Consider the following 26,475-nt stretch of genomic DNA (forward strand, 5'->3'; position numbering starts at 1 on the left):
TTCCGGCCGCTCCATAAGCAAACACCCCGCCGAGGCGGGGTGTTTGTTTTTGCGCGCCCGGCGTGAACCGGGCGGGCGACCGATGGCTGGCGATCAGTGAACGACGCGGTCGAACACGAACCCGCCGTCGTTGACGTCGACCGGAATCACGTCCTTCGGACCGAAGCGGCCCGCGAGGATCAGCTTCGCGACCGGGTTCTCGATCTCCTGCTGGATCGCGCGCTTCAGCGGCCGCGCACCGAACACCGGATCGTAGCCGACCTTCGCGATCTGCTCGAGCGCCGCTTCCGACACGTCGAGCGCCATGTCGAGCTTCGCGAGCCGGTCGTGCAGGCGCGCCAGCTGGATCTTCGCGATCGACTCGATGTTGCTGCGATCGAGCGCATGGAACACGACGACATCGTCGATCCGGTTCAGGAACTCGGGGCGGAAATGCTGCTTCACCTCGAGCCACACGGCGTCCTTGATCTCGTCCTGCGGCGCGCCCGTCATCGCCTGGATCACCTGCGAGCCGAGGTTCGACGTCATCACGATCACCGTGTTCTTGAAGTCGACCGTACGCCCCTGCCCGTCCGTCATGCGGCCGTCGTCGAGCACCTGCAGCAGCACGTTGAACACGTCCGGATACGCCTTCTCGATCTCGTCGAGCAGGATCACGCTGTACGGCTTGCGGCGCACGGCTTCCGTCAGGTAGCCGCCTTCCTCGTAGCCGACATAACCCGGCGGCGCGCCGATCAGCCGCGCGACACTGTGCTTCTCCATGAACTCGCTCATGTCGATGCGGATCAGGTGCTCTTCCGAATCGAACAGGAACGACGCCAGCGCCTTGCACAGCTCGGTCTTGCCGACACCCGTCGGGCCGAGAAACAGGAACGAGCCGTACGGACGGTTCGGATCGGCGAGACCCGCGCGCGAACGGCGGATCGCGTCGGCCACCGCGCTGATCGCCTCGTGCTGGCCGACCACGCGCTCGTGCAGCTTTTCCTCAATGTGCAGCAGCTTCTCGCGTTCGCCCTGCATCATGCGCGACACGGGAATCCCGGTCGAACGCGACACGACTTCCGCGATTTCCTCGGCGCCGACCTGCGTGCGCAGCAGGCGCGGACGCGTCGGGTTGTGCTGCTCCTGCTCTTCCGCCTGCGTGACCTGCTTCAGTTGCGCCTCGAGCTGCGGCAGCTTGCCGTACTGCAACTCGGCGACCTTCTCCAGCTTGCCGTCACGCTGCAGCCGCGCGATATCCGCACGCACCTTCTCGATCTCTTCCTTGAGCTGCGCGCTGCCCTGCACCGCGGCCTTCTCGGCGGTCCAGATCTCATCGAGGTCCGCATACTCGCGGCCGAGGCGGTCGATCTCTTCCTCGATCAGCTGCAGGCGCTTCTGCGACGCTTCATCCTGCTCCTTCTTCACCGCTTCGCGCTCGATCTTCAGCTGGATCAGGCGACGGTCGAGCTTGTCCATCTCTTCGGGCTTCGAATCGATTTCCATCTTGATCTTCGAAGCGGCTTCGTCGATCAGGTCGATCGCCTTGTCGGGCAGGAAGCGGTCGGTGATGTAGCGGTGCGACAGCTCGGCCGCAGCGACGATCGCCGGGTCGGTGATGTCGACGCCGTGGTGCAGTTCGTACTTCTCCTGCAGCCCGCGCAGGATCGCGATCGTCGCCTCGACGCTCGGCTCGTCGACGAGCACCTTCTGGAAGCGGCGCTCGAGCGCGGCGTCCTTCTCGATGTACTTGCGGTATTCGTCGAGCGTGGTCGCGCCGATGCAGTGCAGCTCGCCGCGCGACAGCGCCGGCTTCAGCATGTTGCCCGCATCCATCGCGCCTTCGGCCTTGCCCGCGCCGACCATCGTGTGGATTTCGTCGATGAAGACGATCGTCCGGCCTTCGTCCTTCGCGATGTCGCTCAGCACGGCCTTCAGGCGCTCCTCGAACTCGCCGCGGTACTTCGCGCCCGCGAGCAGCGCGGCCATGTCGAGCGACAGCACGCGCTTGCCCTTCAGCGTCTCGGGCACTTCGCCGTTGACGATCCGCTGCGCGAGCCCTTCGACGATCGCCGTCTTGCCGACGCCCGGCTCGCCGATCAGCACCGGGTTGTTCTTCGTGCGGCGCTGCAGGATCTGGATCGAGCGGCGGATTTCGTCGTCGCGGCCAATCACCGGATCGAGCTTGCCCGCACGGGCGCGCTCGGTCAGGTCGACCGTGTACTTCTTCAGCGCCTCGCGCTGGCTTTCCGCGTCCTGGCTGTGCACCTGCGAGCCGCCGCGCACCGCGGCAATCGCGGCTTCGAGCGCCTTGCGCGTGAGGCCGTGCTGACGCGCGAGCTTGCCGGCTTCGCCCTTGTCGTCGGACGCGGCGAGCAGGAACATCTCGCTCGCGATGAACGTGTCGTTGAGCTTCTGCGCTTCCTTGTCGGCCTGGTTCAGCAGCCCGGCCAACTCACGGCCGATCTGGATGTCGCCGCCCGTGCCCGTTACTTGCGGCAGGCGCGAAATGGCTTCGTTCAGCGCGCCTTGCAGCGCCTGCACGTGAACACCCGCGCGCGACATCAGCGAGCGGGCGGAACCGTCCTGCTGCGCGACCAGCGCCGCGAGTACGTGAACGGGTTCGATGTACTGATTGTCGCGGCCTGCCGCAAGGCTTTGCGCGTCCGAGAGTGCTTCCTGGAACTTGGTGGTGAGCTTGTCGATTCTCATTTAGTCGAGACCTCCAATTTTCGATTAACACCAAGATGAGGATGGTTATGCGGCTTTCAAGCGAAATTCGGGTTGATTCAGCGCAAAAAATGCTGGATATCTCCAAAGCGACCCGGGGCGGGCCACTGCAGGATCGCGCAACGCAGCGCCCGCGTGTCAGTCGACCGTCGACGGCGGCTCTGCCGGTGCAGGCGTTTCGTCCGGTGACGGTGCGGCACGCACGAGCGCGACCGGACGGATGCCGAGCAACGCCATGAGCGGCGACGGGGATTCGACCAGCTCGCCGAGCGTGTGACGATCGAGTTCGGCGAAGAACGCATCGCGCGCGGCCGCCAGCACGCCCTTCAGGCGGCACTGCGGCTCGATCACGCAGCCGCGCGACTCGCCGCCGTCGGCCGGAAAGCAGCCAACCAGCGCGAAGTCGCTCTCGGTCGCGCGCACGACCTGGCCGACCGTCAGTTGCAGCGATTCGGGGAAAAGCCGCAGCCCGCCATTGCGGCCGCGAACGGTATCGATCCATCCCAGCTCGCCGAGCTGCTGCACGACTTTCATCAGATGGTTCTTCGAGATTCCGTAGGCGTCCGAGATCTCCTGGATTGTCGCGAGCCCCTCGCCGCGCACGGCAAGGTACAGCATCACGCGCAGCGAATAGTCGGTGTAGTCGGTGAGTCTCATGGGCGAATACGGAAAGAATCGATCGTGCCCCGATTACGCGAGCCGAGCCGATCGGGATGCGCGCGAGGCCGGCTGACGGCTCCGTTCCGCGGCCCCGGGTTGCCGGGATCGCGTGCGCGCAATAAGATGTGTGACATTTACACGTTTTTCAGGGGTTGTTCGACGCTATTTTGCGTCAAAATCCGGCCGGCGTCCTGCCTGTTGCCCGCGCCGCCGCCCCGTCGTTGCTCCGCTGTTGCCCCGCCGTTGCCCCGCCGTTGCCCATATATCCCGGCCCTTTTTGCAATGACTGTCACATCCGCCTCACCCGATACCGCACCGGCCCGCCCCCGCGATGCCGAGCCGACCGAAGACAACATCCGCGATCTCGTCTACGCGTTCTACGACCGCGTGCGCGCCGATCCGCTGCTCGGGCCCGTGTTCGATGCGAAGCTGGCCGGCCGCTGGGACGACCACCTGCCGAAGATGGTCACGTTCTGGTCGAGCCTCGTGCTCGGCACCAAGGGCTATCGCGGCAACGTGCAGCAGGCGCACCAGCCGCTCGACGGGATCGAACCGGCCCATTTCAGCCGCTGGCTGTCGCTGTTCCTGAGGACCGTCGAGACGCGCTACGCGCCGCCCGCGGCGATCCGCTTCATGGAACCCGCGCTGCGGATTGCGCAGAGCCTGCAGTTGAGCCGGTTCGGCTGGGACTATCAGATTCCGCCCGAGCAGCAGGCACTGCTCGACGCGATCGCGCCTCGCCGTCGCGACGCGGGCGACGATCCACACGCGCTGGCGTCGCGCGCCCGCGGCGAGCCGTTTCCGACGAAGATCATCGGGCGCGGCACCGATCCGGACGCGTAACGCGTACCCATCACGCACGGCGATTGCGCGGCGCATGCGGCACATCGCCGCATCGCCCGGACGCTGTGCTCAGCGCGGCGTGTTGCGCGATTCGACGCCCCAGCGCGCGAGCGCGGCGTCGTCGGTATTGCGCGCATCGACCCAGCGCTCGCCGTCCGGCGTCGTTTCCTTCTTCCAGAACGGCGCCTCGGTCTTCAAATAGTCCATCACGAACTCGCACGACGCGAACGCATCGCCGCGATGCGAGGCGACCGTCGCGACCATCACGATCTGGTCGAGCGGAAGGAGTCTGCCGACGCGATGCACGATCGCGACATCGATGCCCGGCCAGCGCCGGCCGGCCTCGGCGGCGATCTTCTCGAGCGCCTTCTCGGTCATCCCCGGATAGTGCTCGAGCTCCATCGCGGCGACCGAGTCGCCTTCGTTCAGGTCGCGCACCGTGCCGACGAAGCACGCGACCGCGCCGATTTTCGGGTTTCGCGCGCGCAATGCCGCCACTTCGGCGTTCAGATCGAAGTCGTCGGTCTGGATTCGTATCGTTGCCATCGTCTGCCTCTATCGATCAGAGTTGGCGCTTTAGCGCTTACTCTGATCCCATGCTTCGCGTTCGACCGGAGTCAGCGCTTCAGCGCCCATTCCCGTCCCATGCAAAGCTCAACCGCCCGTCACCGGCGGAAAGAACGCGACCTCGCAGCCCTCGGTGAGCCGCGTATCGGGATCGGTCATCTCGTGGTTGCATGCCATGCGCAGCGCGCGCCCTTCGGCGAGCGTCTCGGCCCACGCACCGCCGCGCACGCGCAGCCACGCGCGCACGTCGCCGACGGTCGTCACGCCATCCGGCACGTCGGCCTGCTCGTCGGCAACGCCGAGTGCCTCTCGTACGCTTGCAAAAAATTTCAGATGAATCTTCATGGTTCGGGAAGCCGTCGCGTTACGACAGCAGTTCGGAAAACGGAATGAAACGCACGGTCTCGCCTGCGCTGATCGCGTGCTGCGGCGGATTGTCGATCAGGCCGTCGCCCCAGACCGTCGACGTCAGCACCGCCGAACTCTGGTTCGGGAACAGGTCGAGGCCGCCGGCCGCATTGACGCGCGCCCGCAGGAATTCGTTGCGCCGGTCGCCCTTGCCCTGCGAAAAGTCGGCCCGCAGCGACAGCGCGCGCGGCGCGACGTCGCGCACGCCGGACAGGCGCAGCAGGAACGGCCGCACGAACAGCAGGAACGTGACGAAGCTCGACACGGGGTTGCCGGGCAGCCCGACGAAGTGCGCATCGGCGCGTGCGTCGCCGCGGCGCACCGCGCCGTACGCGAGCGGCTTGCCGGGCTTCATCGCGATCTGCCACAGTGCGAGCCGCCCCTCGGCCTCGACGGCCGGCTTCACGTGATCCTCGTCGCCGACCGATACGCCGCCGCTCGTCAGGATCACGTCGTGATCGCGCGCGGCCTCGCGCAACGTGTCGCGCGTCGCGGCGAGCGAGTCGGGCACGATCCCGTAGTCGGTCACGTGGCAGCCGAGCCGCTCCAGCAGCCCGCGCAGCGTGAAGCGGTTCGAGTTGTAGATCGCGCCGGGCTTCAGCGGCTCGCCCGGCATCGTCAGTTCGTCGCCGGTGAAGAACACCGCGACGCGAATTCGCCGAGCGACCGACAATTGCGCGCAGCCGACCGATGCGGCCAGGCCGAGTGCCTGCGGCGTGAGCCGCGTGCCGGCCGGCAGGATCACCGAGCCCTGCCGGATGTCCGCGCCCTGCACGGTAATCCATTCACCACCCTTCGGCGTGTGCAGGATCTCGACCGCGTCGCCGTCGGCCGATGCCTGCTCCTGCATCACGACGGCGTCGGCGCCGGGCGGCACCGTCGCGCCGGTGAAGATCCGCGCGGCCGTGCCGGCCGCAAGCGGCGCGGCCGGATGACCGGCCGGAATGCGCTGCGACACCGGCAAGCGGCGCTCGCCGTGCAGCAGGTCGGCGACGCGCACCGCATAGCCGTCCATCGCGCTCGTATGCATCGGCGGCACGTCGAGCGGCGAACTCACGTCGGCCGCCAGCACGCGGCCGAGCGCGTCGAGCGTGGCGACGGTTTCGGTACCGGGCAGCGGCTTCGCGGCATCGAGCAGCGCGGCGAGCGCCTCGGCGGTCGACAGCATCGGCGCGCGCGGCGCCGCGGGATTCGGGTTCGACATCGATGGAATCGGGGATCGGTGGATTCAATACGTCATTGTAGCGACGCCGTCGCGCGGGCGCGCGATATGGCGGACATGCGAAAACTGTGATCGGCGCGAACGCGCGGGTCTGGCACTTGTTTCGCGCGGGTGGCGGCGGCAGGCACGCGGCGGGCTGCCGAACGCCTGCACACCGCGGCACCGCTACCTCCAAGCAAAACGGCCGGAACCCCGATCCGTTCGACGAATCGGCATTCCGGCCGTCCTGCGCAGCCGGGCCCGCGGCCCGGCCGTGCGTCACTCGCCCGTATGCGCGGCGATGAAGTCCTTTACCTGCTGCGCGTCGGCCTGCACGACCTCGAAGCGCTGCGGCAGCGCCTCGAGCCCGTCGAATGCGGCCGGCCGCTCGGGTTCGCGATCGAGTGCTTCACGGATCGTCTCGCCGAACTTGATCGGCTGCGCGGTCTCGAGCACGACCATCGGCACGCCCGCGTCGAGGTGCTCGCGCGCAACCTTCACGCCGTCGGCCGTGTGCGTGTCGATCGTCGTGTGGTAGCGCGAGAACACGTCGCGGATCGTCGCGATGCGGTCAGTGTGGCTGCTGCGGCCCGACACGAAACCGAACTCGGCGACGCGCGCGAAATCGCCGCTCGCCGCGAGATCGAAGCCGCCCTTCTCCTCGACGTCGCGGAACAGCTGCATCACGCGCGCCGGATCGCGGCCGAGCAGGTCGAACACGAAGCGCTCGAAGTTCGACGCCTTCGAAATGTCCATGCTCGGGCTGCTCGTGTGATACGTGTTCTCGGCGCTGCGCACGCGATACGCGCCCGTGCGGAAGAACTCGTCGAGCACGTCGTTCTCGTTGGTCGCGACCACCAGCTTCGCGATCGGCAGCCCCATCATCCGCGCGATGTGGCCCGCGCAGACGTTGCCGAAGTTGCCCGACGGCACCGTGAACGACACGCGCTCGTCGTTGGACTGCGTCGCCGCGAAGTAGCCCTTGAAGTAGTACACGACCTGCGCGACGACGCGCGCCCAGTTGATCGAGTTGACCGTGCCGATCTTCTGCTGCGCCTTGAACGCGTGGTCGTTCGAGACGGCCTTCACGATGTCCTGGCAGTCGTCGAACACGCCTTCGACCGCGAGGTTGAAGATGTTCGGATCCTGCAGGCTGAACATCTGGGCCGTCTGGAACGCGCTCATCTTCTTGTGCGGCGACAGCATGAACACGCGCACACCGGCCTTGCCGCGCATCGCGTATTCGGCCGCGCTGCCCGTGTCGCCCGACGTCGCGCCGAGAATGTTCAGCGCTTCGCCATGCTTCGCGAGCGTGTACTCGAACAGGTTGCCGAGCAGCTGCATCGCCATGTCCTTGAACGCGAGCGTCGGGCCGTTCGACAGTTCGAGCAGCGACAGCGCCGTACCGTTCTCGGTGCCGAGCGTCTTCAGCGGCGTGATGTCGGACGCGTTCTCGCCGTGGCGCGTGTTGCTGTACACGTCGGCCGTGTACGTGCGGCGCGTGATCGCGCGCAGGCCGTCGGCCGGCACGTCGTCGCAGAACTTCGACAGGATCTCGAACGCGAGATCCGCGTACGACAGCGAGCGCCAGCGCGCGAGCTCGTCGGCGGACACCTTCGGATACTCGGCCGGCAGGTAGAGCCCGCCATCCTTCGCGAGACCGCCGAGCAGGATGTCGGAGAACGTATGGCGCTCGCCGATGCCGGCGCCGCGCGTGGAGATGTAATTCATGTCGTCCTCGATCCTCAATTCAGCGCTTCCATGCGCAGCTTCGTCACCTTCGACACGACCGTCTCCAGGCTCTCGATTTGCGCGATCGCCGCATTGACGTTCTTCTCGAGCGTTTCGTGCGTGATCAGGATGATGTCGGTTTCGCCGTTCGCGTCGTCGACCTGTTCCGACTCCTTCTGCAGCAGCGCGTCGATCGAGATGCCCGATGCGGCGAGGATGCGCGTGATGTTGGCCAGCACGCCCGTCTGGTCGGCGACGCGCAGGCGCAGGTAGTAGCCGCTCGTCACTTCGTCGATCGGCAGAATCGGCGTGTTCGACAGGCTGTCGGGCTGGAACGCGAGGTGCGGCACGCGATGCTCGGGGTCGGCCGTGTGCAGGCGCGTGACGTCGACGAGATCCGCGACCACGGCCGACGCGGTCGGCTCCGCGCCCGCGCCCTTGCCGTAGTACAGCGTCGTGCCGACCGCGTCGCCGTGCACGACGACCGCGTTCATCGCACCCTCGACGTTCGCGAGCAGGCGCTTCTCCGGGATCAGCGTCGGGTGCACGCGCAGCTCGATGCCGTTTTCGGCGCGGCGCGTGATGCCGAGCAGCTTGATCCGGTAGCCGAGCTCCTCCGCGTAGCGGATGTCGGTCGCGTCGAGCTTGCTGATGCCCTCGACGTACGCGCGGTCGAACTGCACCGGCACGCCGAACGCGATCGCGCTCATGATCGTCGCCTTGTGCGCGGCGTCGACGCCTTCGATGTCGAAGGTCGGATCGGCTTCCGCGTAGCCGAGCTCCTGCGCGGCCTTCAGCGCGGTCGCGAAGTCGAGCCCGCGGTCGCGCATTTCCGACAGGATGTAGTTGGTCGTGCCGTTGATGATGCCCGCGATGTACTGGATGCGGTTCGCGGTCAGGCCTTCGCGCAGCGCCTTGATGATCGGGATGCCGCCGGCGACGGCCGCCTCGAATGCGACCATCACGCCCTTTGCGCGCGCAGCCTCGAAGATCTCGGTGCCGTGCACCGCGAGCAGCGCCTTGTTCGCCGTCACGACGTGCTTGCCGTTCGCGATCGCGCGCAGCACGAGCTCGCGCGCGATGCCCGTGCCGCCGATCATCTCGGCGATGATCGCGATCGACGGATCGTCGACGACCGCATTGAAATCGTCGGTGATCTGCGCGGCGCCGGCGTCGCCGCCGAGCGCAGCCTGCGCCTTGGCCGGGTTGCGCACGGCAATGCGCGCAACCTCGATGCCGCGCCCCGCGCGTCGCTTGATTTCTTCCTGGTTGCGGCGCAGCACCGTGAAGGTGCCGCTGCCGACGGTGCCGAAGCCCAACAGGCCAACTTTGATCGGTTCCATGCTGCGTGTGATCGATGAGTAAGAAGTAGTGAGTTCCGTGTGGTCCTGCCCGCTCACGCCGAATAGCGCTTGCGGTAGCCGTCGAGGAAGCGTGCGATCCGGTTGATCGAATCGGTCAGGTCGTCGAGGTTCGGCAGGAAGACCACGCGGAAGTGGTCCGGTGTCGCCCAGTTGAAACCCGTGCCCTGCACGAGCAGCACGCGCTCCTCGAGCAACAGGTCGAGAATGAATTGCTGGTCGTTCTGGATCGGGTAGAGCTTCGGGTCGAGGCGCGGGAACATGTACAGCGCGGCCTGCGGCTTTACACAGGTTACGCCCGGAATCGACGTGAGCATGTCGTACGCGAGCTCGCGCTGCTTGTACAGGCGCCCGCTCGGCACGATCAGCTCGTTGATGCTCTGGTAGCCGCCGAGCGCCGTCTGGATCGCGAACTGCCCGGGCACGTTCGCGCACAGGCGCATCGACGACAGGATGCCGAGCCCCTCGAGGTAATCCTTCGCATGCCGGCGGTTGTCGCCGCCGAGGCCCGATACGGCCATCCAGCCTGCGCGATAGCCGCACGACCGATAGCTCTTCGACAGGCTGTTGAACGTGACGGTGATCACGTCCTCCGACAGCGAACCCATCGCGGTGTGCTCGAGGCCGTCGTAGACGATCTTGTCGTAGACCTCGTCGGCAAACACGATCAGCCCGTGCTGGCGCGCGATCTCGAGCAGCTCGAGCAGCAATTCGTCGGAATAGAGCGCGCCGGTCGGATTGTTCGGGTTGATCACGACGAGCGCCTTCGTGTTCGGCGTGATCTTGCGGCGGATGTCGTCGAGATCGGGCATCCACGCATTCTGCTCGTCGCAGACGTAGTGCACGGGCGTGCCGCCCGACAGGCTCACCGCCGCCGTCCACAGCGGGTAGTCGGGCGCGGGCAGCAGCACTTCGTCGCCGTCGTTCAGCAGCGCCTGGGTCGCCATCACGATCAGCTCGGACGCGCCGTTGCCGATGTAGATGTCGTCGAGACCGACGCCCACGACGCCCTTTTCCTGCGTGTAGTGCATCACGGCCTTGCGGGCCGAGAACACGCCCTTCGAATCCGAATAGCCGGACGACGACGGCAGGTTGCGGATCATGTCCTGGATGATCTCGTCCGGCGCGTCGAAACCGAACGGCGCGAGGTTGCCGATGTTCAGCTTGATGATGCGGTGGCCTTCTTCCTCGAGGCGCTTCGCGTGCTCGAGCACCGGGCCACGGATGTCGTAGCAGACGTTGAGCAGCTTGTTCGACTTCTGAATCGGTTTCACGACGACACGGTTCCTGGGTTGGCCTTGCGGCCGGGGGGCGGGATCAAAACTGGAAAGCGGCTGGTCTGCGCGCGCTGTCTAGACTGGAAAAAGCGGGCGGTCGGACGCAGCTTATGGCAACGCACGACGCAAGTGGCGCCCGGGGGCGACCAAAAAGTTATAATTTAGCGGATTTTGGCCGACTTTCGCAATGCACCATAGCCGCGCCGGGCCCGCGCCGTCAGGCGTCCCGCATGCGCAGGCGCGTGAAACCGGCTGCCCGGGCCCGTGCGGCCTGCGACACATTCCCCTACGGAAACGCGGAATACCGATTTGAAACTGCACCAGGATACGAGCGGCGCGCTCAACACCGTCACCGGCTACGGCCCCGATTATGTCGACGTCAATCTCGAACGCCATGAAACGAGCGTCATCGTGCTGCCCGGCTCGCCGGTCCAGGCATGGCCCGTGTCGTCATTCGACGCGCTCGCGCCCGAGCATTTCGCGATGCTGCTCGACCCGATACCCGAACTCGTGATCTTCGGCAGCGGCGCGCGGCTGCGCTTCCCGCACCCGCGGCTCGTCGCGGCACTCACGGCCAAGCGGATCGGCGTCGAGACGATGGATTTCCAGGCCGCCTGCCGCACTTATAACATCCTGATGGCCGAGGGCCGCAAAGTCGCTGCCGCGCTCTTAATTGAACGTTAATCCCCGATGCGGTAAAACTCGGGCCGGCGCAGCGGGTCGATCCCCCGGATCGGCCCGGCCAGGCCGCCCGCCCCCGGCGCAACCCGCCGGCGGCCCGTCACAACAACCAACAGGCTGAAAATCCATGAACGATACGCCGTCGAGGCTACCGCTCAATCGCATCACGCTCGCCCTCCTCATCGTCGCGCTCGCGATCGTCTGGTTCGCGCCGCTCGGGCTGCGCCACCTGATCCCCAGCGACGAAGGCCGCTACGCGGAGATGGCACGCGAGATGTTCGTCACCGGCGACTGGATCACGCCGCGCTACAACGGCTACAAGTACTTCGAGAAGCCGCCGCTGCAGACCTGGCTGAACGCGCTCACGTTCGCATGGTTCGGCATCGGCGAATGGCAGGCGCGCCTCTACACGGCCGTCGCGAGCTTCGCCGGCGTGCTGCTCGTCGGCTTCACCGGCGCGCGCCTGTTCAACCCGCTGTCGGGCTTCCTCGCGGCCGTCGTGCTCGCGTGCGCGCCGTACTGGAACCTGATGGGCCACTTCAACGCGCTCGACATGGGGCTCGCGTTCTGGATGGCGCTGTCGCTCTGCTCACTGCTGCTCGCGCAGCGGCCCGGGCTGCGCCCGGCCGCGGTGCGCGGCTGGATGTGGACGTGCTGGGCGGCGATGGCGTTCGCGATGCTGTCGAAGGGCCTCGTCGGCCTGATCCTCCCCGGCGCCGTGCTCGTGCTCTATACGCTGGTCGCGCGCGACTGGGCGCTGTGGAAACGCCTGTACCTGGTCAGCGGCCTCGTGATCTTCTTCGCGATCGTCACGCCATGGTTCGTGCTCGTCCAGCAGCGCAACCCCGAGTTCTTCAACTTCTTCTTCATCGTCCAGCAGTTCCGCCGGTACCTGACCCCGGAACAGAACCGCCCGGGCCCGCTCTACTACTTCGTGCCCGTGCTGCTGGTCGGCTTCCTGCCGTGGCTGTCGGTCGCGTGGCAGAGCATCCGCCATGCGCTGCGGATGCCGCGCCAGCCGAACGGCTTCTCGCCGATGCTCGTGCTGCTGATCTGGAGCGCATTCATCTTCCTGTTCTTCAGCACGTCGCACTCGAAGCTGATCTCGTACGTGCTGCCGGTCGCGCCGGCGCTCGCGCTGATCATCGGCGCGTACCTGCCGCTGATGACGGCCGACCGGTTCCGCCGCCACCTGCTCGGCTACCTCGTGTTCTTCGTCGCCGCCGCGTTCGGGATCATCTTCCTCGCGTACCAGGGCGATGCCCGCACGCCGAACGCGCTGTACCGCGCATTCCAGATCTGGTTGTACGCGGGCCTCGCGGTTGCGGCCGCACTGGCGCTCGCGGCCGCGTGGCTGAACCGCCGCGCGGGCGTCGCGGCCGCGATCGCCGCGTTCGGCGCCGCGTGGCTCGCCTTCTGCACGATCGGCGGCACCGGGCACGACGAGTTCGGCCGCTACAGCTCGGGCGCGCTGCTCGCGCCCGCCGTGCGCGCCGAACTGGCGAAGCTGCCGCCCGACACGCCGTTCTACTCGGTCGAGATGCTCGATCACACGTTCCCGTTCTACATGGGCCATACGACGATCATGGTCCAGCGCCAGGACGAGCTCGCGTTCGGGATCTCGGTCGAGCCGAACAAATGGATTCCGACCGTCGACGAATGGATCACGCGCTGGAAACAGGAAACCCATGCGCTCGCGATCATGCCGCCCGGCCAGTACGACACGCTGGTCAAGCAAGGTGTGCCGATGCGCGTGATCGCGCGCGACAGCCGCCGCGTGATCGTCGAGAAACCGCAATCGTAAGGACGCCCACCGCATGAATCCCGTTTCGTTCGTCTGCATCATCACCGGCGTCATGCTCAACGCCTGTGCGCAACTTTTGCTGAAAGCCGGCGTCAACGCCGTCGGGCACTTCGAATTCAGCCGTGCGAACATCGTCCCGGTCGGCCTGAAGATCGCGACCCAGCTGCCGATCATCGGCGGCCTCGGCTGCTACGTGCTGAGCGTCGTCGTCTGGATCGTCGGGCTGTCGCGGGTCGACGTGTCGATCGCGTACCCGATGCTGTCGCTCGGCTACGTCGTCAACGCATTCGCGGCCTGGTACCTGTTCGGCGAGGTGCTGTCGGTCCAGCGGCTCGTCGGCATCGGCATCATCCTGATCGGGGTGCTCGTGCTCGCGCGAAGCTGAGCATGCCCCGCGGCGTTAAGCATTCGCCTACAAAAAATCACGGTGCGAATCCGCCAACCGGTGTTTAATGCCGGTTTCGGCCGGGATCGCCCGACCCTTTTATTACACGCCATTACAGGCCAAAACGTTCATGAGCCAGACTATCGCTCCGTTTCTGCCGTTCACCCGCCCCGAGATCGATGAGGAAACCATCCAGGGCGTCGTCGAGGTGCTGCGTTCGGGCTGGATCACCACCGGCCCGCAGTGCCAGAAATTCGAAGCGGCGCTGTCCGAATACTGCGGCGGCCGTCCGGTCCGCGCATTCAATTCGGGTACCTGCACGCTCGAGATCGGCCTGCGCATCGCGGGCGTCGGCGCCGGCGACGAAGTGATCACGACGCCGGCGTCGTGGGTCTCGACCAGCAACGTGATCCTCGAGACGGGCGCGACGCCCGTGTTCGCCGACATCGATCCCGTCACGCGCAACATCGACCTCGACAAGCTCGAGCAGGCGATCACGCCGCGCACGAAGGCGATCATCCCGGTTTACCTGGCCGGCCTGCCGGTCGACATGGATCGCCTGTACGCGATCGCGCGTGCGCACAACCTGCGCGTGATCGAGGACGCCGCGCAGGCGCTCGGCTCGACGTGGAACGGCAAGCGCATCGGCGCGATCGGCGACATCGTGTCGTTCAGCTTCCACGCGAACAAGAACCTGACGACGATCGAAGGCGGCGCGCTCGTGCTGAACAACGAGGACGAAGCGACGCTCGCGCAGAAGTACCGGCTGCAGGGCATCACGCGCACGGGCTTCGACGGGATGGACTGCGACGTGCTCGGCGGCAAGTACAACCTGACCGATGTCGCCGCGCGCGTCGGCCTCGGCCAGTTGCCGCACCTCGAGCGCTTCACCGCGCAGCGCCGCGCGCTCGCCCGCGCGTATTTCGCCGCGTTCGACGGCGGCCCGGCCGTGAAGCTCGGCGTCGGCCTGCCCGTCGCCGAATTCGAGAACGGCAACTGGCACATGTTCCAGATCACGCTGCCGCTCGAACGGCTGTCGATCCCGCGCGCCGATTTCATGGCGCAGATGAAGGAGCGCGGCATCGGCACGGGCATCCACTACCCGGCGATCCACCTTTTCACGCTGTATCGCGCGCGCGGTTTCAAGGAGGGCATGTTCCCCCACGCCGAACGGTACGGCGCGTCGACCGTCACGCTGCCGCTCTTCACGCAGATGACGGAAGGCGACGTGCGTCGCGTGGTCGACGCCATCAACCAGATTTGCGAACAATACGGAAAATAAGCGTACATGAGTCACCTTGAAGCACGCGCCGGGCATCCGGGCGCCGGGCACCTGGACGCCGGCCGGCCCGAAGTATCGATCATCATCCCCGTGTACAACGAGGAAGACGGCCTCGCCGCGCTGTTCGCGCGGCTGTATCCGGCGCTCGACGCACTCGACACGTCATACGAAGTGATCCTGATCAACGACGGCAGCCGCGACCGCTCGGCCGCAATGCTCGCCGATCAGTTCCACGTACGCCCCGACACGACGCGCGTCGTGCTGCTCAACGGCAACTACGGCCAGCACATGGCGATCCTCGCCGGCTTCGCGCAGTCGCGCGGCGAAATCGTCATCACGCTCGACGCCGACCTGCAGAACCCGCCCGAGGAAATCGGCAAGCTGATCGCGAAGATGCGCGAGGGCTACGACTACGTCGGCTCGATCCGCAAGCAGCGCCAGGACAGCCTGTGGCGACGCAAGGCGTCGCGGGTGATGAACCGGCTGCGCGAGCGCATCACGCGCATCAAGATGACCGACCAGGGCTGCATGCTGCGCGCGTACAGCCGCCGCATCATCGACACGATCAACGTGTGCGGCGAAGTCAACACGTTCATCCCCGCGCTCGCGTATACGTTCGCGCAGAACCCGACCGAGATCGAGGTCGCGCACGAGGAGCGCTTCGCTGGCCAGTCGAAGTACTCGCTGTACAGCCTGATCCGGCTGAACTTCGACCTCGTGACGGGCTTCTCGGTCGTGCCGCTGCAGTGGCTGTCGTTCATCGGCGTGATCCTGTCGCTCGGCTCCGCCGCGCTGTTCGTGCTGCTGCTGGTGCGACGCTTCATCGTCGGCGCGGAAGTCCAGGGCGTGTTCACGCTGTTCGCGATCACGTTCTTCATGCTCGGCGTGATCGTCTTCGCGCTCGGCCTGCTCGGCGAGTACGTCGGCCGCATCTACCAGCAGGTGCGCGCACGGCCGCGCTACCTGATCCAGGCCGTGCTCGAGCAGCACGACGGCGTGCCGGCGGTGCCGGCCGGCGCGAACCGCTCGGAGGCCGCGCAATGAAGCCGCGCGCGGTCGTCTTCGCGTATCACAACGTCGGCGTGCGGTGCCTGCAGGTGCTGCTCGCGCGCGGCGTCGACGTCGCGCTCGTCGTCACGCACGAGGACAACCCGAACGAGAACATCTGGTTCGGCAGCGTCGCGTCCGTCGCGGCCGAGCACGGCATTCCGGTCGTCACGCCGGCCGATCCCGCCGATCCGGCGCTGCGCCGCGCGGTGTCGGACGCGCGGCCGGATTTCATCTTCTCGTTCTACTACCGGCACATGCTGCCGGTGGACCTGCTCGCGATCGCGCCGCGCGGCGCGTACAACATGCACGGTTCGTTGCTGCCGAAATACCGGGGTCGGGTACCGACCAACTGGGCCGTGCTGAACGGTGAAACCGAAACCGGCGCGACGCTGCACGAGATGGCCGCGAAGCCCGACGCGGGCGCGATCATCGGCCAGACCGCGGTGCCGATCCTGCCGGACGACACGGCCACGCAGGTGTTCGACAAGGTCACGGTGGCCGCCGAACAGACGCTCTGGCGCGTGCTGCCCGCGCTGCTCGCGGGCGAGGCATCGCACCTGCCCAACGATCTCGCAACCGGCAGCTACTACGGCGGGCGCAAGCCCGAAGACGGCCGCGTCGACTGGTCGAAGCCGGCCGCCCAGGTCTACAACCTGGTGCGCGCGGTCGCGCCCCCGTATCCGGGCGCGTTCACGGACGTCGACGGCACGCGTTTCGTGATCGCGCGCGCGCGCCTTGCGGCGCCCGGCAGCGCGGCGGCCGCCGCGGCGGCGGATTTGCCGCCCGGCCTGCACGTAAGCGATAATGCGCTATTCGGCGTCTGCGGCGACAGCCGCGCCCTATCCATTCTCGAGCTGTGGCAGCAGCGCGACGGCAGCGAAACCGTCGTGACGCCCGCGGAATTCGCGCAATTCATTCATTCTTCCCGTCATTCATGAAAGCAAAAAAAGTCCTGATCCTGGGTGTGAACGGCTTCATCGGCCATCACCTGTCGAAGCGCATTCTTGAAACCACCGATTGGGAAGTGTTCGGCATGGACATGCAGACCGATCGGCTGGGCGACCTCGTCAACCACGAACGGATGCATTTCTTCGAAGGCGACATCACGATCAACAAGGAGTGGGTCGAGTATCACGTGAAGAAGTGCGACGTGATCCTGCCGCTCGTCGCGATCGCGACGCCCGCGACCTACGTCCAGCAGCCGCTGCGCGTGTTCGAGCTCGACTTCGAGGCAAACCTGCCGATCGTGCGTTCGGCCGTCAAGTACGGCAAGCACCTCGTGTTCCCGTCGACCTCCGAGGTCTACGGCATGTGCTCGGACGAGCAGTTCGATCCGGATGCATCGGCGCTCACCTACGGCCCGATCAACAAGCCGCGCTGGATCTACGCATGCTCGAAGCAGCTGATGGACCGCGTGATCTGGGGCTACGGGATGGAAGGCCTGAACTTCACGCTGTTCCGCCCGTTCAACTGGATCGGCCCGGGCCTCGACTCGATCTACACGCCGAAGGAAGGCAGCTCGCGCGTCGTCACGCAGTTCCTCGGCCACATCGTGCGCGGCGAGAACATCAGCCTCGTCGACGGCGGCTCGCAGAAGCGCGCGTTCACCGACATCGGCGACGGCATCAACGCGCTGATGAAGATCATCGAGAACAAGGGCGGCGTCGCATCGGGCAAGATCTACAACATCGGGAATCCGAAGAACAACTTCTCGGTTCGCGAGCTCGCGCACAAGATGCTCGAACTGGCGGCGGAATTCCCCGAGTACGCCGATTCGGCCAAGCAGGTGAAGCTCGTCGAGACGACGTCCGGCGCCTACTACGGCAACGGCTACCAGGACGTGCAGAACCGCGTGCCGAAGATCGACAACACGATGCAGGAGCTCGGCTGGGCGCCGCAAGCAACGTTCGACGATGCGCTGCGCAACATCTTCGAAGCGTATCGCGGCCATGTCGGCGACGCGCGCGCGCTCGTCGAACAGCAAGGCTGATCGGGACGTTCGCTTGGCTCGCATCGTCCTCAAGATCGACGTCGACACGCTGCGCGGCACGCGCGAAGGCGTGCCGAACCTCGCGCGCATCTTCGATCGCTTCAGTGCGCGCGCGACCTTCCTCTTCAGCCTCGGGCCCGATCACACGGGCTGGGCGCTGCGGCGCGTGTTCCGCCCCGGCTTCCTGAAGAAGGTGTCGCGCACGTCGGTGGTCGAACACTACGGCGTGAAGCAGTTGATGTACGGCGTGCTGCTGCCCGGCCCCGACATCGGCCGCCGCGCGATCGCCGACATGCGCGCGATTCACGAGGCCGGCTTCGAATGCGGGATCCACACATGGGATCACGTGTACTGGCAGGACAACGTCCGCGCGCGCGATCGCGACTGGACCGCGCGTGAAATGCAGAAGAGCCACGCGCGCTTCATCGAGATTTTCGGTGCGCCGCCCGTCACGCACGGCGCGGCCGGCTGGCAGATGAACGACTCCGCGTTCGAGCAGATCGACGCATGGGGGATGCGCTACGCATCCGACGGCCGCGGCCATTCGCCGTACCTGCCCGTCGTCGAAGGCCGCACGCTATCGCACGTGCAGATGCCGACGACGCTGCCCACGCTCGACGAAGTCCTCGGCATCGACGGCGTCGACACGCACAACGTCGCCGCGCACATCCTCAAGTTCACCGAAACCAATCCGCGCGACCAGGTTTTCACGCTGCATGCGGAACTGGAAGGCCAGAAGCTCGCGCCCGTGTTCGAGCAACTGCTCGCCGGCTGGCGCGCGCAAGGCCACACGTTTGCGACGATGGGCGACTACCACGCGACGCTGGACCGCGACTCGCTGCCATCGTACCCTGTCACATGGGGCGAAATCCCCGGCCGCTCCGGCGAACTGATCGTCCAGCCCGACTGAGTTCGTACGCGAGCCGGCGTCGCCCGCTCCGCCCTTGCGGCGCGCCGCCGCGACGCCCCGCCGCAGCGGCGCCTTTCCATAACAACAGGAGAAACACGTGTCTGTCGAAGTTGACCGTCAAGTTCCCGATTTCACCGCACCGGCCACGGGCGGCGACATTTCGCTGTCCGACCTGAAGGGCAAGAAGCTCGTGCTGTACTTCTATCCGAAGGACAACACGCCGGGCTGCACGACCGAAGGGCTGCAGTTCCGCGACCTGTATCCGAAGTTCAAGAAAGCCGGTGCGGAAGTCATCGGCGTGTCGCGCGACAGCCTGCGCTCGCATGACAATTTCAAGGCAAAGCTCGAACTGCCGTTCCCGCTGATCTCCGATGCCGACGAAGCGCTGTGCGCGCTGTTCGATGTCATCAAGATGAAGAAAATGTATGGCAAGGAAGTGCGCGGAATCGAGCGCTCGACGTTCCTGATCGACGCCGGCGGCGTGCTCCGTCAGGCATGGCGCGGCATCAAGGTGCCGGGTCATGTGGACGACGTGCTAAGTGCTGTACAAGCGCTTTGAGGCGCGTTATATTGGCCCGCAATGAATGCCAGTTCGCCCCATATTTCTCGTAGCTGCTGCGCCGGTGCTCGTTGCGATGCTTGCCGGCACCTGACGCGCGTTACGACGGTATCAGCCGAGCCGCATGCCCCTGTCGACGGGGCAGCGGCTTTTTTTATGGATTGCGCGCCGGCCCTCGGTCCGGCTCTCACCCCGTCAAGGAGCTGATCGACACTTAGGCGAACCGGCTAGACGAAATTCCTGTGCGCCACCGCGCGCAAACTGCATGCGTCTACGTCACGCAGGATGCGATCAGCGGCGCACGCCGTGCGACACGATTCCTCCCGAGGGACACCATGCCATTGCCTACCCCCCCCAGCAAGCTCGGCAGCCTGCTGCCGCCCGACGAATACAAGGCGAAAGCGCGGCCCGCGAAAGCCGCGAAGAAATCCGCCGAAGGGGACGCATCCACAGCCGGTGACTATGGTCCGGCCAGCGTGGCCCAACCGATGATCGAAGCCGCGAATACGGCCGCGCCGCTGCGCGCCGTCGCGTCTTCGGCGCAAGATGCCGCGAGCGCACCCGTACGCGGCCGCAAGACCAAACAGACGGCTGCGCTGCTGCAGCCGATGCCGGCGCCCGCCGCACCCGCTGCGCCGGTCGTCGCGCGCAACGACAAGCCGGCCGCCGGCAAACCGGCCGCGGCGCCCGCGCGCGATGCAGGTGCCGCGACGAAGTCGCGCAGCCGCAAGCCCGCCGAAGCCGAACTGCAGAAACTGTTCGTGCTCGACACCAACGTGCTGATGCACGACCCGAGCAGCCTCTTCCGCTTCGAGGAACACGACGTCTATCTGCCGATGATGACGCTCGAGGAACTCGACAACCACAAGAAGGGGATGTCCGAAGTCGCGCGCAACGCACGCCAGGTCAGCCGCACGCTCGACGCGCTCGTCGCCGATGCAGGCCCGATCACGGCCGGCATCCCGCTGTCGCGCCTCGGCAGCCGCGAGGCGCTCGGCCGCCTGTACTTCCAGACGAAGCTCGCCGACATCGCGCCCATCGAAGGGTTGCCCGAAGGCAAGGCCGACAACCAGATCCTCGGCGTCGTGCGCGCGCTGCAGCGCGACCGGCCCGACCGCCAGGTCGTGCTGGTGTCGAAAGACATCAACATGCGGATCAAGGCGCACGCGCTCAGCCTGCCCGCGGAAGACTACTTCAACGACCAGGTCCTCGAGGATAAAGACCTCCTCTATAACGGCGTGCGCGAACTGCCGCAGGATTTCTGGACCAAGCACGCGAAGGGCATGGAGAGCTGGCAGGACACGAAGACGGGCACCACGTACTACCGCGTGACAGGCCCGCTCGTCGCGTCGATGCTCGTCAACGAGTTCGTCTATCTGGAGCCGCAGAACGGCGAGCCGACGTTCCACGCGATCGTCCGCGAACTGAACGGCAAGACGGCGCTGCTGCAGACGCTGCGCGACTACAGCCACCACAAGAACAACGTGTGGGGCATCACCGCGCGCAACCGCGAGCAGAATTTCGCGCTGAACCTGCTGATGAACCCCGAGATCGACTTCGTCACGCTGCTCGGCCAGGCCGGCACCGGCAAGACGCTCGTCGCGCTCGCGGCCGGCCTCGCGCAGGTGCTCGACGACAAGCGCTACAACGAGATCATCGTGACGCGCGCGACCGTACCCGTCGGCGAGGACATCGGTTTCCTGCCCGGCACCGAGGAAGAGAAGATGCAGCCGTGGATGGGTGCATTCGACGACAACCTCGAAGTGCTGCAGAAGACCGACGACGCTGCCGGCGAATGGGGACGTGCCGCGACGCAGGAGCTGATCCGTTCGCGCCTGAAGGTAAAGAGCATGAACTTCATGCGTGGCCGCACGTTCGTCGACAAGTACCTGATCATCGACGAGGCACAGAACCTGACGCCGAAGCAGATGAAGACGCTCGTCACGCGTGCGGGCCCCGGCACGAAGATCGTGTGCCTCGGCAACATCGCGCAGATCGACACGCCTTACCTGACCGAAGGCAGCTCGGGTCTCACCTACGTCGTCGACCGCTTCAAGGGCTGGGGCCACAGCGGCCACGTGACGCTCGCGCGCGGTGAACGCTCGCGGCTCGCCGACTACGCGTCGGACATCCTGTAACGCGACAGGCCGGCGGCCCGTCGGCCGGCTTTCGACGCATCGCGGCGCTCCGTTTCGGAGCGCCGTTTTTATTTGGGGTCGAAAACCCAGGTAATACATCGTCACGCAACAACCCCGTTTACGCGCGAAACTTCAAGTAAATTCTCAAGAATAGTTGCTTAAGCCCCGCCGCAGCGTCTACCATCGGGTCTGTCTGTTGTCATACGATTCGCGAGCGTACCGCGCTCGCCCGCCTTGCCATGCTTCGAATCTGGGTTCCCGTCGCCGTCGTTTCGCTGCTTGCGGCCTGCTCCAGCGTGCCGCCGCAGTCGGCATCGCGTTCCTCCTCGGGCATGAAGATCACGACGCCCCGCGCGTTCCCCGCACCCGCCAATTTCCCGAAATTCGTCGATCACAGCGTCGGCCAGGAAGAAATCTCGATCCAGGCGATGAGCCTCGTCGGCGTCCCGTATCGCTGGGGCGGCAACACCCCGACGAGCGGCTTCGACTGCAGCGGGCTCGTGCGCTACGTGATCGGCCGGGCGGCCGACGTGAACCTGCCGCGCACGACCGCCGACATGAGCGGCCGCGGCGAGCCGATCGAGCCCGACCAGGTCGCGCCCGGCGACCTGATCTTCTTCAATACGACCGGGCGGCCGCATTCGCACGTCGGCATCTATGTCGGCAAGCTGCGCTTCGTCAACGCGCCGTCGACGGGCGGCACCGTGCGGCTCGACTACCTGACGAACCCGTACTGGGCCAAGCGCTTCGACGGCATTCGCCGCGTCGCGCCGTCGCGCACGGCACCCACGCCGTTCGATGCGCCGACCTATGAGGCACGGCGTGACGAGCCGCGCAACCCGCCGGCGGCCGCACCCGCACCCGCCCCCGCCCCTGTCGTAACCGCCGCCGCGCCGCGACAGCCTGCCTATGCTTCGTCGCAAGCCGGTGCGGCCCAGTCGCCCGCGCCGGTCATATCGACCGCGGCGGTTGCCCCTGCGGCCGCGCCCGCCGATCCGTACGAACCGCCGCCGCGCATGCAGGCGGCTCAGCAGCAGGCAACGTCCGCGAATGACGGCATGACGGCGAATGCAGCGCCGGCCGGCCCGGCAGAGGCCGGCACGCAGATTCCGACTACCGCGCTGACGGCCGCCCAGGCTGCCGCTTTCGATGCGGAACCGCCATCCGCGGCGGCCGCGACGCCGCCGCGCGGCACCGAGCCCGTGCAGGTGCTGCGTGCGTCGACGCAATCCGCGCCCGTCAGCCCGCGCACCGGCACGGCAGACGATCCGATTGCCCGGTTCGCGAACGGGAGTTACTAGCCCGTTTCGCCCCGCCGCCCCCTGCGAGCACCCGGGACGGCATCCGCCCTTCGCCGCGAATTCCCGCACCCCTAAAGAAAATGCGCCGCAGCCTTTCGGCTTGCGGCGCATTTCATGTCGGTCCGGCAGTGTCGGCGATCAGAAAATCCGGTGTCCGAGCCACCACCCGCCGGCCGCGAACAGCGCGGACGCCGGCAGCGTCAGCACCCACGCCCACACGATATTGCCGGCGACGCCCCAGCGCACGGCCGACAGCTTCTGCGTCGCGCCGACGCCGACGATCGCGCCGGTGATCGTGTGCGTCGTCGAGACCGGAATGCCGAGGAACGACGCGAGGAACAGCGTCATCGCGCCGCCGGTTTCCGCACAGAAACCGCCGACCGGCTTGAGCTTCGTGATCTTCTGGCCCATCGTGCGCACGATGCGCCAGCCGCCGAACAGCGTGCCGAGACCCATCGACAGGTAGCACGCGCCGATCACCCACGCTGGCGGCGCATCGGCGGTCGCAGACGCATAGCCCGACGCGATCAGCAGCATCCAGATGATGCCGATCGTCTTCTGTGCGTCGTTGCCGCCGTGGCCGAGGCTGTACAGCCCGGCCGACAGCAGCTGCAGCCGGCGGAACCGCCGGTCGACCTTGCTGGGCGCGGTGCGGAAATACAGCCACGACACGCCGAGCATGAACAGCGAGCCGAGGATGAAGCCGAGCAGCGGCGAAATGAAGATGAATGCGACCGTCTTCAGCAGCCCGTCGATGTTCAGCGAACCCCAGCCGGACTTCGCGAGCGCCGCGCCGACGAGGCCGCCGATCAGCGCGTGCGACGAGCTCGACGGAATCCCGTAGTACCAGGTGATCACGTTCCAGCCGATCGCGCCGACGAGTGCGCCGAACACGACGTAGTGATCGACGATCTCGGGATCGATCGTGCCTTTGCCGACGGTCTGCGCGACCTTCAGGTGGAAGATGAAATAGGCAATGACGTTGAACGCGGCCGCGAACACCACGGCCTGCTGGGGCTTCAGCACCCCGGTGGACACGACGGTGGCGATCGAGTTCGCCGCGTCGTGAAAACCGTTCATGAAGTCGAATAAGAGCGCGACGAGCACCAGCGTCGCGACCATCCAGAGGGCAAGTTGTATCGAATGCATCGTGGTCCGCTCAGGCGTTTTCCAGCACGATGCCTTCGATGATGTTCGCGACGTCCTCGCACTTGTCGGTGATCTCTTCGAGCAACTCGTAGATCGCCTTCAGCTTGATGAGCGTCTTCACGTCGTCTTCCTCGCGGAACAGCTTCGACATCGCCGAGCGCAGCACGCGATCGGCCTCCGACTCCCAGCGGTCGATCTCCTCGCACTGCTTGAGGATCTGTCCCGACTGCTTCATGTCGGACAGCATGCCGACAGCCTGCTGCACGTGCTGGGCCGACTGCGTGACGATGTGCGCGAGCTGGCTCGCCTCGGACGTGACGGCGCGCACGTCGTACAGCGACACGGCCGTCGCGACGTCCTCCATCAGGTCGAGAATGTCGTCCATCGTCGTGATCAGCTTGTGGATCTCGTCGCGATCGAGCGGCGTGATGAAAGTCTTGTGCAGCAGATCGATCGCTTCGTGCGTGAGCTTGTCAGCGGCCTTCTCGGCGATTTGCACGTTTTGCTTGTGAATCTCGGCGTCGGCGAGATTGTCGATCAGCAGTTCGAGTTCGCGTCCGCCTGCAACGATGTGCTTCGCGTGCGCGTTGAAGAGTTCAAAGAACTTGCCCTCGGTGGGCATGAATCGACCGAACATGGGATTCCTGAGAGATTGTCAAACTACTGTCACGAAAACGGGCGACATTGTACCGTTTCCGGTCGCGACACGGCGCGCACATGTGCGCGCGCCGGGATTGAATACAACGCTTGGCGAAATAAGGGTTTACTTCCGGCGTTACTCGCCGTGGAAGTTCTGCGCCCCGGCGAAGTTATCGAACTTCGTGTATTGACCGAGGAACGTGAGCCGAACGGGGCCGATCGGACCGTTACGCTGCTTGCCGATGATGATTTCGGCCGTGCCCTTGTCGGGGCTGTCCGGGTTGTAGACTTCGTCGCGATAGATGAACAGGATCACGTCCGCGTCCTGTTCGATTGCGCCCGATTCGCGCAGGTCGGACATCACCGGACGCTTGTTCGGGCGCTGCTCGAGGCCACGGTTCAACTGCGACAAGGCGATCACCGGCACGTCGAGTTCCTTCGCGAGACTCTTCAGCGATCGCGAGATTTCCGAGATTTCGGTCGCACGGTTCTCGCCCTGCGACGAACCCGACATCAGCTGCAGGTAGTCGACGATGATCAGGCCGAGCTTGCCGCATTGCCGCGCGAGACGCCGCGCGCGCGAGCGCAATTCCATCGGGTTCAGGCCGCCCGTCTCGTCGATGAAGAGCTGCGCCTCGCTCATCTTCTGCACCGCGTGGGTCAGCTTCGGCCAGTCCTCGTCCGTCAGGCGGCCCGTACGCATCCGGTGCTGGTCGAGCCGGCCGATCGAGCCGAGCATACGCATCACGAGCTGGGTGCCCGGCATTTCCATCGAGAACACCGCGACCGGCAGCCCGTACTCGACCGCGACGTATTCGCCGATATTCATCGAAAGCGCGGTCTTGCCCATCGACGGACGCCCCGCGACGATGATCAACTCGCCGCCGTGCATGCCGGACGTCATCCGGTCGAGGTCGACGAAGCCCGTCGGCGTGCCCGTGACGTCGCTCGGGTTCGCGGTGTGGTACAGCGTATCGATGCGCTCGACGACTTGCGTAAGCAGCGGGCCGACCTCGAGGAAGCCCTGGTTGCCGCGCGCGCCCTCTTCGGCGATCGAGAACACCTTCGACTCGGCTTCGTCGAGCAGCTGGCGGACTTCCTTGCCCTGCGGGTTGAACGCGTCGGCCGAGATTTCGTCGGCGACCGACACGAGCCGGCGCAGCACCGCGCGATCGCGCACGATTTCCGCATAGCGGCGGATGTTCGCCGCGCTCGGCGTGTTCTGCGCGAGCGCGTTCAGATACGCGAGCCCGCCGACGTCGTCGGCCTTGCCGGACGTGACCATCGCTTCGTACACGGTCACGACGTCGGCCGGGCGCGTCGACGCGATCAGCCGGCCGATATGCTCGTAGATGATCCGGTGGTCGTAGCGGTAGAAATCGCCCTGCGACAGGAAGTCGGCAATCCGGTCCCATGCCGCGTTGTCGAGCAACAGGCCGCCGAGCACCGACTGCTCGGCTTCCACCGAATGCGGCGGGACTTTCAGCGATTCGATTTGAGGATCTTGCGGCGCGTTCATGGGTTGGGATTATCGCGAATTACACAGGACGGCGCCATACCGGCCGCCAGTGATGCGGCAATAAAAAAGGTTCATCGCGGATTACCGGGGAACGCGGCGCGGATCTTCAGGAAGAAGTATTCCTCGTCGCGGTACCCATAAGCCCGACGCTTGATGACCTTGATGGTGTTGTTGATGCCTTCAACGATGCTGGTATTGAGCGGGTGGCGGCAACGAGTCACGATACCGTGCCAATAGCCCTGCAAGCGTTCAGCGAACTTTTGCAGGGCAGCGATTCCGCTTTGCTGAGCCTGTTCGATCCACTGCTCCCA

Annotated in this window: 24 protein-coding genes and 1 pseudogene; 12 read left to right on the top strand and 13 right to left on the bottom strand. The window is 66.0% G+C overall.

Features of this window, described 5'->3' with window-relative positions:
• Nucleotides 1-93: 93 nt before the first annotated feature.
• Both clpB and BFF94_RS31855 read right to left on the bottom strand, forming a co-directional pair.
• Nucleotides 94-2,691: an ATP-dependent chaperone ClpB gene (clpB, locus tag BFF94_RS31850; protein ID WP_128842584.1), complete on the bottom strand. Its 2,598-nt coding sequence runs from the start codon at nucleotides 2,689-2,691 to the stop codon at nucleotides 94-96.
• A 156-nt stretch (nucleotides 2,692-2,847) separates the two neighbouring features.
• The gene (locus tag BFF94_RS31855; RefSeq protein WP_128842583.1) at nucleotides 2,848-3,366 is read right to left on the bottom strand and encodes an Rrf2 family transcriptional regulator; all 519 of its coding nucleotides are present in this window, start codon (nucleotides 3,364-3,366) and stop codon (nucleotides 2,848-2,850) included.
• Between the two features lie 285 nt (nucleotides 3,367-3,651).
• Between BFF94_RS31855 and BFF94_RS31860 the strand changes: the two genes are divergently transcribed.
• Nucleotides 3,652-4,212 (top strand): group III truncated hemoglobin, encoded by a 561-nt coding sequence (locus BFF94_RS31860; RefSeq protein WP_128842582.1) that lies wholly within the window; start codon nucleotides 3,652-3,654, stop codon nucleotides 4,210-4,212.
• A gap of 69 nt (nucleotides 4,213-4,281) precedes the next feature.
• Here the strand turns inward: BFF94_RS31860 and BFF94_RS31865 are convergent, their stop codons facing one another.
• The 6 genes from BFF94_RS31865 to BFF94_RS31890 all read right to left on the bottom strand — a co-directional run bounded on the left by BFF94_RS31865 (nucleotide 4,282) and on the right by BFF94_RS31890 (nucleotide 10,754).
• Nucleotides 4,282-4,758, bottom strand: a complete 477-nt coding sequence (locus BFF94_RS31865; RefSeq protein WP_128842581.1) for a molybdenum cofactor biosynthesis protein MoaE — start codon at nucleotides 4,756-4,758, stop codon at nucleotides 4,282-4,284.
• 108 nt (nucleotides 4,759-4,866) lie between these two features.
• Nucleotides 4,867-5,124 carry a molybdopterin converting factor subunit 1 gene (moaD, locus tag BFF94_RS31870; RefSeq protein WP_128842580.1) on the bottom strand — a complete coding sequence of 86 codons (258 nt, stop codon included), beginning with the start codon at nucleotides 5,122-5,124 and terminating at the stop codon, nucleotides 4,867-4,869.
• 19 nt (nucleotides 5,125-5,143) lie between these two features.
• Nucleotides 5,144-6,391 (bottom strand): molybdopterin molybdotransferase MoeA, encoded by a 1,248-nt coding sequence (locus tag BFF94_RS31875; RefSeq protein ID WP_128842579.1) that lies wholly within the window; start codon nucleotides 6,389-6,391, stop codon nucleotides 5,144-5,146.
• 276 nt (nucleotides 6,392-6,667) lie between these two features.
• Nucleotides 6,668-8,119 (bottom strand): threonine synthase, encoded by a 1,452-nt coding sequence (gene thrC, locus BFF94_RS31880; RefSeq protein ID WP_128842578.1) that lies wholly within the window; start codon nucleotides 8,117-8,119, stop codon nucleotides 6,668-6,670.
• A 14-nt stretch (nucleotides 8,120-8,133) separates the two neighbouring features.
• Nucleotides 8,134-9,462 carry a homoserine dehydrogenase gene (locus BFF94_RS31885; protein WP_128842577.1) on the bottom strand — a complete coding sequence of 443 codons (1,329 nt, stop codon included), beginning with the start codon at nucleotides 9,460-9,462 and terminating at the stop codon, nucleotides 8,134-8,136.
• Nucleotides 9,463-9,515: 53 nt separating this feature from the next.
• The gene (locus BFF94_RS31890) at nucleotides 9,516-10,754 is read right to left on the bottom strand and encodes a pyridoxal phosphate-dependent aminotransferase (RefSeq protein WP_219140241.1); all 1,239 of its coding nucleotides are present in this window, start codon (nucleotides 10,752-10,754) and stop codon (nucleotides 9,516-9,518) included.
• Nucleotides 10,755-11,066: 312 nt separating this feature from the next.
• Here BFF94_RS31890 and BFF94_RS31895 point away from each other — a divergent pair, with 312 nt between their 5' ends.
• The 9 genes from BFF94_RS31895 (at nucleotide 11,067) to BFF94_RS31935 (ending at nucleotide 19,418) form a co-directional block, all read left to right on the top strand.
• Nucleotides 11,067-11,441, top strand: coding sequence for an Mth938-like domain-containing protein (locus BFF94_RS31895; protein WP_128842576.1), 375 nt, complete (start codon nucleotides 11,067-11,069; stop codon nucleotides 11,439-11,441).
• Between the two features lie 124 nt (nucleotides 11,442-11,565).
• Complete coding sequence (locus tag BFF94_RS31900; RefSeq protein ID WP_219140242.1) at nucleotides 11,566-13,242, top strand: glycosyltransferase family 39 protein; 1,677 nt, start codon at nucleotides 11,566-11,568, stop codon at nucleotides 13,240-13,242.
• A gap of 13 nt (nucleotides 13,243-13,255) precedes the next feature.
• Nucleotides 13,256-13,627 (top strand): EamA family transporter, encoded by a 372-nt coding sequence (locus tag BFF94_RS31905; protein WP_089473021.1) that lies wholly within the window; start codon nucleotides 13,256-13,258, stop codon nucleotides 13,625-13,627.
• A 130-nt stretch (nucleotides 13,628-13,757) separates the two neighbouring features.
• On the top strand, nucleotides 13,758-14,909 hold the full coding sequence (locus tag BFF94_RS31910; RefSeq protein ID WP_128847775.1) for a DegT/DnrJ/EryC1/StrS family aminotransferase: 1,152 nt from the start codon (nucleotides 13,758-13,760) through the stop codon (nucleotides 14,907-14,909).
• 6 nt (nucleotides 14,910-14,915) lie between these two features.
• Nucleotides 14,916-15,953, top strand: a complete 1,038-nt coding sequence (locus BFF94_RS31915) for a glycosyltransferase (protein ID WP_219140243.1) — start codon at nucleotides 14,916-14,918, stop codon at nucleotides 15,951-15,953.
• Nucleotides 15,950-16,897: a formyltransferase gene (locus tag BFF94_RS31920; protein ID WP_219140244.1), complete on the top strand. Its 948-nt coding sequence runs from the start codon at nucleotides 15,950-15,952 to the stop codon at nucleotides 16,895-16,897. Before BFF94_RS31915 ends, BFF94_RS31920 begins: the two co-directional genes overlap by 4 nt.
• Nucleotides 16,894-17,949, top strand: a complete 1,056-nt coding sequence (locus BFF94_RS31925; protein WP_128843657.1) for a bifunctional UDP-4-keto-pentose/UDP-xylose synthase — start codon at nucleotides 16,894-16,896, stop codon at nucleotides 17,947-17,949. The genes BFF94_RS31920 and BFF94_RS31925 overlap by 4 nt, the downstream gene beginning before the upstream one ends.
• 13 nt (nucleotides 17,950-17,962) lie before the next feature.
• Complete coding sequence (locus BFF94_RS31930; protein WP_128843656.1) at nucleotides 17,963-18,859, top strand: polysaccharide deacetylase family protein; 897 nt, start codon at nucleotides 17,963-17,965, stop codon at nucleotides 18,857-18,859.
• A 97-nt stretch (nucleotides 18,860-18,956) separates the two neighbouring features.
• Nucleotides 18,957-19,418 (top strand): peroxiredoxin, encoded by a 462-nt coding sequence (locus tag BFF94_RS31935; protein ID WP_128843655.1) that lies wholly within the window; start codon nucleotides 18,957-18,959, stop codon nucleotides 19,416-19,418.
• A gap of 195 nt (nucleotides 19,419-19,613) precedes the next feature.
• On the opposite strand, the pseudogene BFF94_RS38355 reads toward BFF94_RS31935, so the two are convergent.
• Nucleotides 19,614-19,858, bottom strand: a pseudogene (locus tag BFF94_RS38355) (hypothetical protein); the annotation flags it as partial.
• On the opposite strand from BFF94_RS38355, the gene BFF94_RS31940 reads away from it, so the two are divergent.
• Nucleotides 19,754-21,556, top strand: a complete 1,803-nt coding sequence (locus BFF94_RS31940) for a PhoH family protein (RefSeq protein WP_128843654.1) — start codon at nucleotides 19,754-19,756, stop codon at nucleotides 21,554-21,556. The pseudogene BFF94_RS38355 and the gene BFF94_RS31940 overlap by 105 nt on opposite strands.
• Before the next feature lie 239 nt (nucleotides 21,557-21,795).
• Entirely contained in the window at nucleotides 21,796-22,857 is a 1,062-nt protein-coding gene (locus BFF94_RS31945; RefSeq protein ID WP_128843653.1) for a C40 family peptidase, read from the top strand.
• A 138-nt stretch (nucleotides 22,858-22,995) separates the two neighbouring features.
• On the opposite strand, the gene BFF94_RS31950 is transcribed toward BFF94_RS31945, so the two are convergent.
• The 4 genes from BFF94_RS31950 to BFF94_RS31965 form a co-directional block, all read right to left on the bottom strand.
• Nucleotides 22,996-24,006, bottom strand: coding sequence for an inorganic phosphate transporter (locus BFF94_RS31950; RefSeq protein ID WP_128843652.1), 1,011 nt, complete (start codon nucleotides 24,004-24,006; stop codon nucleotides 22,996-22,998).
• A 10-nt stretch (nucleotides 24,007-24,016) separates the two neighbouring features.
• Nucleotides 24,017-24,643 carry a DUF47 domain-containing protein gene (locus BFF94_RS31955; RefSeq protein WP_128843651.1) on the bottom strand — a complete coding sequence of 209 codons (627 nt, stop codon included), beginning with the start codon at nucleotides 24,641-24,643 and terminating at the stop codon, nucleotides 24,017-24,019.
• Nucleotides 24,644-24,781: 138 nt separating this feature from the next.
• Nucleotides 24,782-26,164 carry a replicative DNA helicase gene (locus BFF94_RS31960; protein WP_048246838.1) on the bottom strand — a complete coding sequence of 461 codons (1,383 nt, stop codon included), beginning with the start codon at nucleotides 26,162-26,164 and terminating at the stop codon, nucleotides 24,782-24,784.
• Between the two features lie 71 nt (nucleotides 26,165-26,235).
• On the bottom strand, nucleotides 26,236-26,475 hold a 240-nt coding region (locus BFF94_RS31965), incomplete at its 5' end, for a transposase (protein WP_219140245.1).

The sequence above is a fragment of the Burkholderia catarinensis genome (assembly GCF_001883705.2).
In the GTDB taxonomy this organism is placed as follows: Bacteria; Pseudomonadota; Gammaproteobacteria; order Burkholderiales; family Burkholderiaceae; genus Burkholderia; species Burkholderia catarinensis.

What these genes read in the sequence shown, in the direction of transcription:
- BFF94_RS31920 (WP_219140244.1), top strand. Translation starts at nt 15,950, where the DNA reads ATGAAGCCGCGCGCGGTCGTCTTCGCGTATCACAACGTCGGCGTGCGG.
- BFF94_RS31905 (WP_089473021.1), top strand. Translation starts at nt 13,256, where the DNA reads ATGAATCCCGTTTCGTTCGTCTGCATCATCACCGGCGTCATGCTCAAC.
- BFF94_RS31910 (WP_128847775.1), top strand. Translation starts at nt 13,758, where the DNA reads ATGAGCCAGACTATCGCTCCGTTTCTGCCGTTCACCCGCCCCGAGATC.
- BFF94_RS31940 (WP_128843654.1), top strand. Translation starts at nt 19,754, where the DNA reads ATGCCATTGCCTACCCCCCCCAGCAAGCTCGGCAGCCTGCTGCCGCCC.
- BFF94_RS31860 (WP_128842582.1), top strand. Translation starts at nt 3,652, where the DNA reads ATGACTGTCACATCCGCCTCACCCGATACCGCACCGGCCCGCCCCCGC.
- BFF94_RS31865 (WP_128842581.1), bottom strand. Translation starts at nt 4,758, where the DNA reads ATGGCAACGATACGAATCCAGACCGACGACTTCGATCTGAACGCCGAA.
- BFF94_RS31950 (WP_128843652.1), bottom strand. Translation starts at nt 24,006, where the DNA reads ATGCATTCGATACAACTTGCCCTCTGGATGGTCGCGACGCTGGTGCTC.
- BFF94_RS31955 (WP_128843651.1), bottom strand. Translation starts at nt 24,643, where the DNA reads ATGTTCGGTCGATTCATGCCCACCGAGGGCAAGTTCTTTGAACTCTTC.
- BFF94_RS31945 (WP_128843653.1), top strand. Translation starts at nt 21,796, where the DNA reads ATGCTTCGAATCTGGGTTCCCGTCGCCGTCGTTTCGCTGCTTGCGGCC.
- thrC (WP_128842578.1), bottom strand. Translation starts at nt 8,119, where the DNA reads ATGAATTACATCTCCACGCGCGGCGCCGGCATCGGCGAGCGCCATACG.
- moaD (WP_128842580.1), bottom strand. Translation starts at nt 5,124, where the DNA reads ATGAAGATTCATCTGAAATTTTTTGCAAGCGTACGAGAGGCACTCGGC.
- BFF94_RS31875 (WP_128842579.1), bottom strand. Translation starts at nt 6,391, where the DNA reads ATGTCGAACCCGAATCCCGCGGCGCCGCGCGCGCCGATGCTGTCGACC.
- BFF94_RS31855 (WP_128842583.1), bottom strand. Translation starts at nt 3,366, where the DNA reads ATGAGACTCACCGACTACACCGACTATTCGCTGCGCGTGATGCTGTAC.
- BFF94_RS31885 (WP_128842577.1), bottom strand. Translation starts at nt 9,462, where the DNA reads ATGGAACCGATCAAAGTTGGCCTGTTGGGCTTCGGCACCGTCGGCAGC.
- clpB (WP_128842584.1), bottom strand. Translation starts at nt 2,691, where the DNA reads ATGAGAATCGACAAGCTCACCACCAAGTTCCAGGAAGCACTCTCGGAC.
- BFF94_RS31900 (WP_219140242.1), top strand. Translation starts at nt 11,566, where the DNA reads ATGAACGATACGCCGTCGAGGCTACCGCTCAATCGCATCACGCTCGCC.
- BFF94_RS31960 (WP_048246838.1), bottom strand. Translation starts at nt 26,164, where the DNA reads ATGAACGCGCCGCAAGATCCTCAAATCGAATCGCTGAAAGTCCCGCCG.
- BFF94_RS31925 (WP_128843657.1), top strand. Translation starts at nt 16,894, where the DNA reads ATGAAAGCAAAAAAAGTCCTGATCCTGGGTGTGAACGGCTTCATCGGC.
- BFF94_RS31915 (WP_219140243.1), top strand. Translation starts at nt 14,916, where the DNA reads ATGAGTCACCTTGAAGCACGCGCCGGGCATCCGGGCGCCGGGCACCTG.